The organism is Arthrobacter ipis (assembly GCF_014694315.1).
GTDB lineage: Bacteria > Actinomycetota > Actinomycetes > Actinomycetales > Micrococcaceae > Arthrobacter > Arthrobacter ipis.
On record NZ_JAAOXD010000009.1, the window covers coordinates 308982 to 320564 of the forward strand.

An 11583-nucleotide genomic window follows, 5' to 3' on the forward strand; every position below is an offset into this window, starting at 1 on the left:
AGCACCACCGAGCCCCTCCCAGCAAGAGAAGGAACACCCAGCATGAGCCATGAATCCACACCCCAGCCCGAAGGGCCCCTCGCCGGCTACCTTGTAGTGGACCTGAGCCGCGCCCTGGCCGGACCCCACGCCGGCATGATGCTCGCGGACCTCGGCGCACGGGTCATCAAGGTCGAGAACCCCGGCACCGGTGACGACACGCGCGGCTGGGGGCCGCCGTTCGTCGGCCCCGAGGACGATCCCCAGGCCACGTACTTCCTCTCCTGCAACCGCAACAAGGAATCCATCGCCCTGGACCTGAAGAGCGACGACGGGCGGACAGTGCTGCGTGAACTGCTCGAACGCGCCGACGTCGTCATCGAAAACTTCCGCCCCGGCGTGCTGGACCGGCTCGGCTTCTCCGCCGCGGAGATGCACGCGCTGAACCCCGCCCTGGTGGTCCTGTCCATCACCGGTTTCGGCCACGACGGCCCCGAATCGCGCCGCAGCGGCTACGACCAGATCCTGCAGGGCGAGGCCGGGCTGATGTCCCTGACCGGTTCCGGCCCGGACGATCCGCAGCGGGTGGGCGTTCCCATCGCGGACCTGCTTTCGGGCATGTACGGGGCGTTCGGCACGCTCGCGGCACTGCTGCAGCGCGAACGCACCGGCCAGGGACAGATCGTGCGGACCTCGCTGCTCGCCGCCCTCATCGGTGTGCACGCGTTCCAGGGCACCCGCGCCACCGTCGCCGGCGAGGTCCCCAAGGCCCAAGGCAACCACCACCCCTCCATCGCCCCCTACGGTCTCTTCCACTGCCGGCAGGGCCGCGTGCAGATCAGCGTGGGCAGCGAAAAACTGTGGCGCACGTTCGCATCCACGTTCGGCATCGACGCGGACCGCCCGGAGTTCGCCTCCAACGCAGAACGCGTCCGAAACCGGGAAAAGGTCATCGAGGAAGTGGAGCGCGCGTTCGCCGACTACGAGGCGGAGCCGCTGCTCGCGAAGCTTAACGACGCCGGGATCCCGGCCGGCAAGGTCCGCACCCTGGACGAGGTCTACGAATGGGAGCAGGTCCACTCCCAAGGCCTGGTGATCGACGTCGACCACAAGATCCTCGGCAACGTCACCCTGCCGGGGCCGCCGCTGCGCTTCTTCAGCGCCGCGGACACCGCGGAAACCACGCTCAAGGCCCACACTGCGCCGCCGCTGCTGGACCAGGACGGCGATCAGATCCGGCAATGGCTCGGCCTGGTGCCGGCCGACGCCTCCGCCGGGGAAGGCCAGTGACCATGGCCGCAAGCCCGTCCACAGATCAGAACCTGCCCGCCCGCCAGAAGGTCCGGCACCTTGATGCCGGCGAACTCATCGCCGCCGTGCTCGATCCCGGCTCCTTCCAATCCTGGGACACCCCGGTGGTGGACCCGGATCCCAGCCCGGAATACCGGCAGGAACTGGCGGCGGCCCGGGAGAAGTCCGGCGTCGACGAATCCGTCCTCACCGGTGAGGGCCTCATCCGCGGCCGCCGGGTGGCCGTCATCGTCAGCGAGTTCCGCTTCCTCGCCGGTTCCATCGGCCTCGCCGCCGCGGAACGGATCGTGAACGCCGTCGAACGCGCCACCCGGGAGGGGCTTCCGCTCCTGGCCGGACCGGCGTCGGGCGGCACCCGCATGCAGGAAGGCACCATCGCATTCCTGTCCATGGTGAAGATCAGCGCCGCCGTCCGGGCGCACCGGCAGGCGGGCCTGCCCTACCTGGTCTACCTCCGGCACCCCACCACCGGTGGGGTCATGGCCTCCTGGGGCTCCCTCGGGCACATCACCGTGGCCGAGCCCGGCTCCCTCCTCGGATTCCTCGGGCCGCGGGTCTACGAGGCGCTCTACGGTGCACCGTTTCCGGAGAACGTCCAGGTGGCCGAGAACCTCTTCGACAAGGGCCTCGTGGACGCCGTGGTCCCGCCGTGGCAGCTGTCCGACGTCGTCGACCGCGCCCTGAGTATCCTGGTCGCCGGCCCGCCCGCGCAGATCCGCCCACCCCGGACACTGACCGTGAAACCGTCCGACGCCGGAGCCTGGGAATCGATCGAAATCTCCCGGAACCCGCGCCGCCCCGACCTGCGGCAGCTGCTCGCCTACGGGGCCCGCGACGTGCTTCCGCTCAACGGCACCGGCCAGGGCGAAAAGGACCCCGGGCTGCTGCTGGCACTGGCCCGCTTCGGCCAGAAGTCCTGCGTGGTCATCGGCCACACCCGGCCACGGCCCTCCCAGCAGACCGCCATGGGCCCGGCATCGCTGCGCGAAGCCCGCCGCGGCATGCGCCTGGCCGAGGAACTCGGACTGCCCCTGGTGACGGTCATCGACACCGGCGGCGCGGCACTGTCCAAGGAAGCCGAAGAGGGCGGGCTGGCCGGCGAAATCGCCCGGTCCCTCCACGACCTCATCGGACTGAACTCACCCACCGTATCCGTCCTTATGGGCCAGGGCACCGGCGGCGGCGCCCTGGCGCTGTTCCCGGCCGACCGCACCATCGCGGCCCAACACGCCTGGCTGTCCCCGCTGCCGCCCGAAGGTGCCAGCGCCATCGTGCACCGCAGCACCGAGTTCGCCCCTGCCATGTCCGAGGCGCAGGGCGTCAACGTCGCCTCACTCCACGCCCACGGCATGGTGGAGCACATCGTGGACGAACGGCCCGACGCCGCACACGAAGGCAGGGCCTTCTGCCAGCGCCTGGGTCAGGCGATCGAGTACGAGCTGGCCGCGCTCTCGGCGGCCGGAGTGGCCGAACTCCTCCCGCAGCGGCTCGAAAAGTACCGCAACCTCGGCGGCCTGGTCCCCCTCCCCCTCTAGGAGCCGCTTCCACCAAGGGCCGCCTCCACCAGGAGTTTTTGTCCACATAATGGGGCTTCGGAGCCTCCGGGCCGCCATTATCTGGACAAAAGCTCGGGACTCAGCGGGACAGCTTCTGCGTGTCGGGTTCCTGATCGCCGATGTGGCCCGGTGCATTGGCCGCCAAGACACGCTGGACGAACGCGCAGTACTCCTCCATGTAGTGGCGCAGGAAAGCCGCGGTGGATTCGTCCTTGACCTCGCCGTCGCTGCCGAACACGTCCGGGTTGAACTTCACGTAAGCCTCGGGGGCATTGAGCTGCGGGGCGTCGAGGAAGCTCAGCACGGCGCGCATGGAGGACTGCATCACCGCTGTGCCGATGCTCCCCGGCGAGGCGCCGATGATGCCGGTGGGCTTGCGGGCGAACGAGTTGGTGCCCCAGGGACGGGAGCCCCAGTCGATGGCGTTCTTCAGCGCACCGGGGATCGAGCGGTTGTATTCCGGGGAGACAAAGAGGATGCCGTCGGAGCCTTCGATGGCGTCCTTGAGCGCACGGCCTTCGGGCGGGAAATCGGCGTCGTAGTCGTAGCTGTACAGCGGGAGGTCCTTGATGGGGATCTCGGTGAATTCAAGGTCCTCGGGGGCAAGCTTGATGAGTGCCTGGGAGAGCGTGCGGTTGATGGAGCCGCTGGCCAGGCTCCCTACGAAATAGCCGATCTTGTGCGTTGCCATGGTGGTGTTCCTTCCCAACAGCCGGCGCGGACCGGCTGGGTAGACGGTGCAAAAGGGCAGTGCTGCGGCTGGCGGCCGCGGGGGCATTTCGGGTGCAACCCCAGCAGTGCAACCAGGGCGATCCCCACAGTTCAACACAGAACACCATCCCCGGCCAGAGTGCAGGCGCCGGTCCTTGACAGTCTGACTGGTGCGGTAGCTAGATGAACGTAAGCGATGGCCCACAGCACACAACCGCAACAGAGGAGCGGCAGTCATGAGCGAGATCCCGGAATCGCTGCAGCGCATCCACAGCGAGGCACCAGCCGAAGGCGATGAAACGGCAGACCCCACCGACATCCGCATGCATTCGCAGGATCCGGCGGAAGGTGCTGACGACGTCGCAGAACCTGCGCCCAAGCGTGTGGAGACATCCTGACGGAAGTCCCCGCCCGCCGTCGGGCTGCCTGCGTCGGTAAGAGAATCGGTTGAGAGAATAGCCGCATGGAAGTCGCCCTGGGGTTGCTGGCGCTCGCCGCGGTGGTCTGCGCGGTCAGCGCGCTGGGCCGCAAGCTTGACGTGTCGGTCCCGCTGCTCCTGGTGCTCGCCGGGGTGGCCGGGTCCTTCCTCCCGTTCGTGCCCCGCGTCGACCTCAACCCTGAGCTCGTCCTCGTGGGGCTGCTGCCGCCCCTCCTTTACGCCGCCGCCCTGCGGACCTCGCTGTTCGACTTCCGCTCAAACCGGCGGGCCATCGGGCTGCTCTCGGTGGGCTACGTCATCTTTGGCACCGTCGTCGTCGGCCTGGTGGTCTGGTGGCTGTTCCCGGAGATACCGTTCGCTGCGGCCATCGCGCTCGCTGCCGTCGTGGCACCGCCGGATGCGGTGGCCGCCACGGCCATTGCTCGCAAAGTGGGGATGCCGCGCAGGATTGTCAGCATCCTGGAAGGCGAATCGCTGGTCAACGACGCAACCGCACTGGTGTGCCTGCGCGCTGCGGTCGCCGCCCTTGCCGGAGCTGTGTCCGTGGTGGAGATCGGCGCCGACTTCCTGCTGGCCGCCGGCGGCGGGCTGGTGGTCGGCCTGGCCGCAGCCTACGTCCTCACCCAGTTCCGCCTGCGGATCCGCAACGTTGCCATTAACACCTCAACGTCGCTGATGGCGCCGTTTGTGGCGTACCTGCCCGCGGAGGCAATCCACGCGTCAGGCGTCCTGGCCGTGGTGGTCACCGGCCTGATCATGGGCACCAAGGCACCTTCCATGCCCAACGGGGCCGCCCGGCAGAGCCAGCGGAGCAACTGGGAAACGGTTCAGTTCCTGCTGGAAAACTCGGTGTTCCTCCTCATCGGCCTGCAGGTGCGGACCATCATCGAGGGCGTCCAGGACGACTCCCTGGGCGCTGCCAGGATCTGGGCGGGCTGCGCGGTGATCCTGCTGGCCGTGCTGCTGCTGCGGCCGGTCTGGGTGTTTCCGGCCACCTACCTGCCGAGGCTTATCCCGGCCGTGGCCCGGAACGACCCTTCGCCGCCCTGGCAGTACCCAGCCATCATCTCGTGGGCCGGCATGCGCGGCGTGGTGACGCTCGCCGCAGCCCTCACGCTGCCCAAGGACCTGGAGCACCGCACCGTGCTGATCCTCGCGGCGATGGTGGTGGTGGCAGGAACCCTGGCGCTGCAGGGGTTCACGCTGCCTGCCCTGGTGCGGCTGCTCCGCGTGCAGGGGCCCGATGCAGGCGAGGACGCGCTGGCCCAGGCTTCGCTGACGCAGCAGGCCACCGCGGCCGGAGTGGAGCGGCTGTACGAACTGCGGACCGACGATGACCCTCCGGAGGTTGTGGCCATGCTCAAGCGGCGGACGCTGGAACGCGGGCTGGCAGCGTGGGAACGTTTGGGCAGGCCGACGGCGGAGGCCGCCACTCCCAGCCAGCGCTATGCCCAACTGCGGCTCGCCATGCTCGAGGCGGAGCGGGCGAAGGTCCTCGAACTCAGGAGCGGCGGAAACTACGCCCACGACGTGCTGAGCAACGTCCTGGAGAGGCTCGACGTCGAAGAGTCGATGCTTGACGCCGTCATCGAGGAGGCCGACGTTTCCGGCTCCCGCGCCGTCGCCAGGCCGGGCGGCGACTGCGGGCATCTGGAGGCCGCACCCGATCCGGAGGTTCCCCGCGACGCACGCTGCGACGCGTGTGTCCGCGAAGGCACCGTCACTGTCCATCTGCGGATGTGCCTGGAGTGCGGGAATGTGGCCTGCTGTGATTCCTCGCCCGCCACCCACGCGTCCCGGCATTTCAAGGCGACAGGACACCCGGTCATGCGCAGCATCGAACCGGGCGAGGACTGGCGGTGGTGCTACGAGGACGACCTGCTCGGGTAGCGTGCACGGCGCCGATTACGACCTCGCGGTATCCGTCTAGGTGCTGGCCGCCATCGGCGCGGCCGGCACAGACACGCCCGCAATGTCCGACGCCGGGGTGAGGATCCAGCGTTCCCCGCGCTCTTCATAACTGATCACCATGGCCGCGGCGGCAGTGCTTGCCGCGTCTATGGCGAGCAGCAGTGCCGCCTGCATGCGGCTGGCATGACCGAATCTTGAGTTCGCCGTGCCCTCGAAGTCGCTGTTGTCGACGAGGATATAGGCCTTGCCCTCAGCCACCGCCTTGATCGAATACCCGCGCTCCTCATGAACCGAACCGCGGGACGAGGCAATCTCCGTTACCTTGTCGGCCCGCACCAGGCTATGGCTGATCGTGCGGATCCACACGTCACCCATTGGGTCTCCTTTACTGCCGGGCAGGCTTGAATTGCCTCTACTTGCAAACGGTAGTCCGTGAAAGCCCGGATGTAAGCCCCCCAAACGGTGCGACCGCCGTCGGGCTTCAAACCGCCAGCAGGTTTTCCCCAAGCTCCGGCAGGTTTTCCCAAAGCTCTTTAGGCAATAGTGGGCCGGACCAGGGATCAACCCTGGCCGGTCTCTGCATCGCCCACCGCAAGCGTTGGGCTGTGCCCGCGACCGCCGGTTCTCAGGGGGAGATATGTTTCAAACCTTTTGGCGGTTCCGCGGGGCGATAGCCCCGCATGTCTGGGCGTTGGCAGGGGGGGCGCTGCTGGTGGTGTTCGTCGCCGCCATGGAAGTGGCCCTGCCCTGGCCCATGAAGGTCATCGTCGATGACGTGCTGCAGCCGACAGGCAGCTCCAGCGTCCACGAGATGCCCGCGTTCCTCGGCCTGGCTGGCCTGAGCCAGCTCCAACTGCTCCTGCTCGCCGCGTCGGCACTCCTCGCCATGACAGTGCTCAACGCGGGAGCGGATTACCTCGGCACCCGCCTGCTCAACGGCGTTGGCGAGAAGGCCATGGCCACCATCCGGGCCGAAGTCTTCACCCATCTCCAGCGGCTGTCGCTGGCTTTCCACGACAAGCAGCGGCTGGGCGACCTGGTGACCCGCACCACGACGGACGTCGACTACGTGCGGGCACTCATGGTGTCGATCCTGGCCGTGCTGCTGCCCAATATCTTCATTCTGGGGTTTGTCATTACGATCTGCGTGCTGATCGACCCGACCTTTGCACTGATCGGCCTGGCGGTGGCACCGCTGCTGTTCATCACGGTCCTCTTCTACCGGCGCCGCATCAAGGGCGCGTCGAAGGAGGCCCGCAAAAGGGACAGCGACATCGCGGCCACAATGTCGGAGACGTTCGCCTCGGTCCGGGTGATGCAGACCTACACCAGCGAGGCGCGCCACGAGGAGGACTTCCGCACCCGGAATAACGGACGGCGGGACGCCGGCCTGAGGGTCATCCGGCTGCAGTCCATGTTCTCGCCTTTGGTCGATGTCATCGCGACCCTGGGCACGGTGCTGGTCCTCTGGATCGGTGCCCAGCGGGTGATGGACGGGACCCTGACGCTGGGCCTGCTCCTCGTCTTCATCGCCTACCTGAAGGCCATGTATTCGCCCATGAAGGCCCTGGCCAAGCTCACCACCGTCATCAGCCGCGGCCAGGCCAGCGCCGAGCGCATCCAGGAAATTCTGGACACCGCACCGGCCATCTCGGACCTGCCCGGCGCACGGCCGGCCCCGCCGCTGGCCGGTTCAGTGGAACTGCGCTCCGTGAGCTTCGGCTACCAGGGGGACCGGCATGTCCTGCACGGGATCGACCTCAAGGCCGAGCCCGGCAGCGTCGTGGCGATCACGGGCCCGACGGGCGCCGGCAAGTCCTCTGTCGTCAGCCTGATTCCGCGGCTCTACGATGCGGACGAGGGGGAAGTTCTCCTTGACGGCATCGATGTGCGGGACCTGCAGGTGGCAACCGTGCGCAGTCAGATATCCATGGTGCTGCAGGAATCGATCCTGTTCCGCGGGACCATCTACGACAACATCGCGTACGGCTCGGAAGGTGCCAGCAGGGAGCAGGTCCTGGCCGCGGCCGAGGCAGCCCACGTGGATGAGTTCGTCCGCAACCTGCCTCTGGCCTACGACACCCCCGTGGCCGAACGGGGCGTCACACTTTCGGGCGGCCAGCGACAGCGCATCGCCATTGCCCGGGCGCTGGTCCGGGACTCCCCCATCGTCATCCTCGACGAACCGACGTCCGGCCTGGACGCCATCTCGGAGCAATACGTCATGCGTGGCCTGGAGAGGCTGATGGCAGGGCGCACGGTGATCGTCATCGCGCACCGGCTCTCGACGCTCAAACGGGCCGACTGCATCTACGTGCTGGACCAGGGGCGGATCGTGGAAAGCGGCAGGCACGCCGAACTCGCGGCGTCAGGGGGCCTGTACAGCCGGCTGGACAGTCTGCAGCATGCCAAAGACGCCCCGGCCCTCACCCTGGTTCCTGCCACAAGTGGCAACCTTCAGACGGAGACAAGCGCATGAGCAAGACGAAGGCCCCCACGTACGGTGCACTGCCCTGGCGGATCGGAAAAAAGGGCGCCCTTGAAGTGCTCCTGATCCACCGGCCGGCCCACGGCGACTGGTCCATCCCCAAAGGCAAGGCGGACCCGGGCGAAACCGGCCGTGAATGCGCGGAACGAGAGGTGCGGGAGGAAACCGGGCTGCACTGCCGCCTGGGCGCGGAACTGCCCAGCATCCGCTACGAGGACAGCAAGCACAGGATCAAGACCATCCGTTACTGGGCTGCCGCTGCGGAGTCAGGCCGCTTCACCGCCAATCAGGAGGTCGACGCCGTCAGGTGGCTTTCGCTGCCGGAGGCCTTGCGCACGGTGACCGAGCCGCGGGACAGGCCCGCCATCATTGCCCTGGGCAGCCAGCTCCAGCTGGAGCTGGGCGTCCGTCCGGCGCCCAAGCGGGAAAAAATGCTGCTGCTGGTCCGCGGGGCCGAAATGACGAAACGGGACGAGTGGGACCCGGCAGCAGGCAGCCGGCCGCTGGCGCCGGCCGGCGAGCAGGCCGCCAGGTCGCTGGCCGCGCTGGGAGCCATGTTTGCAGTCGAACGCATTCTCGCCGCACCTTCGGACCGCTGTGTCGAAACCGTCGCCGAACTTGCGCGGCAGGAGGCCCTGGAAGTGGAGCGTTCAGAGCACCTGACCGGCGGCGGGCTGGGGGCAACGCTGGACCTCGTGGCCCAGGCCCGCGGGACAGGAACGGTCCTGTGCACGCACGAGGACGTCATGGCAAATGTTCTGACCCACCTCATCCATCACGACCGGACGGTCCTGACCAAGCGCTTTCGCGTTCGGAAGGGATCGGCCTGGGTGGTGACCGGCGACCGCACCCGCTACCGTTCCGCCTACTACCTGCCGCTGTCCCCGGCAGACCTCAGCACGGCATTGGACCTCAGCCCTGCTGCGGACCTTCGCGCCGCCGTCTAGCCCCGTGTGCCGGCATTGCGGCGGGCGTACGCTCAGACAGTGGACATTGTGGAGTTCCTGTCCGCGCGCATTGCCGAGGACGAGGCCGTGGCGCGCAAGCTGCTCGGCGACCACACGACGTCGGAATCGGGCAAGTGGTACGAACGCCGCCTGCTGCTGGAGTGTGAAGCCAAGCGGCGCCTGATCGGCATCGTCGAGGCGGCCAGGCAGACCGCCCTGGCCACCCTCGTGAGTGATCCCTTCGGCGATGAGACCGAGTGGATTCCGCAGGCGCTGGAATGGACCACCCTGTCACTCAATGCGCTGGCAGTCCCCTACAGTGACCATCCCGACTTCAACCGGGACTGGCTCTGGTCCCCGTAGGCAGAGCGCCGCAGGCAGAACGCCGCAGGCAGAACGCCACAGGCAGAACGCCGCAGGTAGAACGCAGGCAGGGCGCGGTTCAGGTGCTGCCCAGGATGCGGCGGGCATCGGCCTGGGCGTCCAGCTCCTGCTGGGACACGACCGATCCGCTGATGTACCCTGCGCGGGACCTCATGGCCCGGAGTTCCGCCACGGTGTAGGGGATCCGGCGCCGGTGCGCCATGGCGTGGCAGTTGGGGCACAGCGGGACCAGGTCCCCCAAAGGATCCAGCTCGTAGCCGGGCCCCAGCTGGGCAGCGGGGACCAAATGATGGACATGGATGAAGCCCTCGCCCTCCGGGCCGTACGCGGCCTCGAAGGAAAACCCGCAAGCGGCACATGAGGTTCCGTGGTGTGCCAGGCAGATGCGCCTCGCGTGCGGGTTGCGTTCGTACCGGTTCACGCACACCCGGGCCAGGGCGTCCTGCGGCAGCGTGCCGGGCACCGGAAGGACCGGATCGATCTCGTCGGCGGGCCGGCACTCGGCCCAGAGCTCCCGGATGGCGCGTGCCTGCTCCTCCGGAACCGGTTGGCACGCATTCGTCGCGGCAGCAGCCCAGTCCGTCAGCGGCGCACGGGCGGCCAGGAGGTCCACCGCAATCTGGTCTCCGAGCGGCAGCAGCACGTCAAAGTCCACGTCAACGCAGGGTGCGGCCCCAGCAAGATAAGGAGCGGAGGCGATCACACCGTGGCCAATCAGCCCGCTGCCTGTCTTTCCATGCAGCAGGAGCCATGCATCCGTTCCCGGAGCGGGCTCGGCACCGATTACAACCGTCCACGCCCGGCGGTGCACCCCGGCGGCGCCCAGCTCATCCGCCACCCGCGAATAGCCCGGCCAGGTATCGCCTACACCCGGGTTCCAGCCCAGCAGAACAGCCACCATTCCCTAATCGTGCCACCTGATGTGGCTTTTAGGAGGAGCGGTTGCGCAGGCGCCGCCACCAAGGGGGTTTGGGTTCCGTGGCAGGTTCCGGTTCAGCCGCGGCCGCCGCTGCCCGGCGCTCCCGCCACCGCTGCACTTCGGCGTCGGCGTCGCGTGTGTTCGTGACCACGGGCGGCCCTCCCTGCAGCTGCCGGCGGGCGTCGATGACGCGGGCGTTGAAGTCCTCGACCAGGTCGCGCACCTGCTTTTCCGTAATCTGGGCGTCCAGCGTGGCATCCAGCTCCGCGTCCTCGGTGCGCAGCAGGATCGCAGCTGGTCCCAGTCCGCTAAGGTGCTCGCGCTGGATGAGGCCCTTGACCCACCAGTCGGGGTCGTAGCCCTCCCCCAGCCCGGGAATCGGTTTGCCGGAGTATTTCAGGTTGTCGAACTTTCCCTGCGCCATGGCGTCCCGGATCAGGTAATCGGCCCGGGCCGTATCATTGACCTTCCGGCGCTTGTCCCGCAGTCCCGCCTCCGCGGCGGACAGCTCAGCGTCATCCTCCGCTGTCCCGCCGGAGGACCGGAGGGCGCGAAGTTCGGCCGCGCGCTCCACCTTCCGCCTGAAGTCGCCGCCTCCTGTTGAACCCGTCACCTTTTCACCACCCCTCCCGCCGGACATTGTCCCGTTTCCAGTATTCCGGCGCGTGCCGGACTCTTCAACGGAGCGTTGCGTCCAGGGAGCCCGTTCCCGGACTGCCAGCAGTACGGGCAGGTATGGGCCACAACAACGACGGCGGGGCCTCCCGCCGTCGTGCGCGTGCAGTGCCCGCGTGGACCCGGCTCACATGGGATCGGGCCAGTTTCCGATATTCGCACGCGCCGGAACGGCGGCGACCTCGTCGCCTTGCGGCCGCGCGCCGCCACCTCCGGCACCGCTGGCACGGCCGGCACCGCTGGGGGCGGCGGCAGCCGGCCCG

Annotated in this window: 11 protein-coding genes; 7 read left to right on the forward strand and 4 right to left on the reverse strand. The window is 68.1% G+C overall.

Annotated elements, in window-relative coordinates:
- The first annotated feature begins 42 nt into the window (after positions 1 to 42).
- Both G9E11_RS20175 and G9E11_RS20180 read left to right on the forward strand, forming a co-directional pair.
- Positions 43 to 1269, forward strand: coding sequence for a CaiB/BaiF CoA transferase family protein (locus G9E11_RS20175; RefSeq protein WP_190609095.1), 1227 nt, complete (start codon positions 43 to 45; stop codon positions 1267 to 1269).
- A gap of 2 nt (positions 1270 to 1271) precedes the next feature.
- Entirely contained in the window at positions 1272 to 2825 is a 1554-nt protein-coding gene (locus tag G9E11_RS20180; protein ID WP_246469090.1) for a carboxyl transferase domain-containing protein, read from the forward strand.
- Between the two features lie 100 nt (positions 2826 to 2925).
- Here G9E11_RS20180 and G9E11_RS20185 read toward each other — a convergent pair whose 3' ends face one another.
- The gene (locus tag G9E11_RS20185; RefSeq protein ID WP_190609096.1) at positions 2926 to 3537 is read right to left on the reverse strand and encodes an NADPH-dependent FMN reductase; all 612 of its coding nucleotides are present in this window, start codon (positions 3535 to 3537) and stop codon (positions 2926 to 2928) included.
- Between the two features lie 256 nt (positions 3538 to 3793).
- On the opposite strand from G9E11_RS20185, the gene G9E11_RS20190 reads away from it, so the two are divergent.
- Together G9E11_RS20190 and G9E11_RS20195 are read left to right on the forward strand one after the other, a co-directional pair.
- A complete protein-coding gene (locus tag G9E11_RS20190) occupies positions 3794 to 3955 on the forward strand; it encodes a hypothetical protein (protein ID WP_190609097.1) in 162 nt (53 codons plus the stop codon).
- Positions 3956 to 4020: 65 nt separating this feature from the next.
- Positions 4021 to 5886: a Na+/H+ antiporter gene (locus G9E11_RS20195; RefSeq protein ID WP_190609098.1), complete on the forward strand. Its 1866-nt coding sequence runs from the start codon at positions 4021 to 4023 to the stop codon at positions 5884 to 5886.
- 36 nt (positions 5887 to 5922) lie between these two features.
- On the opposite strand, the gene G9E11_RS20200 is transcribed toward G9E11_RS20195, so the two are convergent.
- Entirely contained in the window at positions 5923 to 6282 is a 360-nt protein-coding gene (locus G9E11_RS20200; protein WP_190609099.1) for a hypothetical protein, read from the reverse strand.
- A gap of 262 nt (positions 6283 to 6544) precedes the next feature.
- On the opposite strand from G9E11_RS20200, the gene G9E11_RS20205 reads away from it, so the two are divergent.
- The 3 genes from G9E11_RS20205 to G9E11_RS20215 are packed head-to-tail and all read left to right on the forward strand — an operon-like array spanning position 6545 to position 9705.
- Positions 6545 to 8386, forward strand: coding sequence for an ABC transporter ATP-binding protein (locus G9E11_RS20205; RefSeq protein ID WP_190609100.1), 1842 nt, complete (start codon positions 6545 to 6547; stop codon positions 8384 to 8386).
- The gene (locus G9E11_RS20210) at positions 8383 to 9342 is read left to right on the forward strand and encodes an NUDIX hydrolase (protein WP_190609101.1); all 960 of its coding nucleotides are present in this window, start codon (positions 8383 to 8385) and stop codon (positions 9340 to 9342) included. The genes G9E11_RS20205 and G9E11_RS20210 overlap by 4 nt, the downstream gene beginning before the upstream one ends.
- A 39-nt stretch (positions 9343 to 9381) precedes the next feature.
- The gene (locus G9E11_RS20215; RefSeq protein WP_311764433.1) at positions 9382 to 9705 is read left to right on the forward strand and encodes a DUF6221 family protein; all 324 of its coding nucleotides are present in this window, start codon (positions 9382 to 9384) and stop codon (positions 9703 to 9705) included.
- Positions 9706 to 9784: 79 nt separating this feature from the next.
- On the opposite strand, the gene G9E11_RS20220 is transcribed toward G9E11_RS20215, so the two are convergent.
- The gene (locus G9E11_RS20220) at positions 9785 to 10627 is read right to left on the reverse strand and encodes an HNH endonuclease (protein WP_190609103.1); all 843 of its coding nucleotides are present in this window, start codon (positions 10625 to 10627) and stop codon (positions 9785 to 9787) included.
- Between the two features lie 28 nt (positions 10628 to 10655).
- Entirely contained in the window at positions 10656 to 11285 is a 630-nt protein-coding gene (locus G9E11_RS20225; RefSeq protein ID WP_190609104.1) for a DnaJ family domain-containing protein, read from the reverse strand.
- Positions 11286 to 11583: the final 298 nt, after the last annotated feature.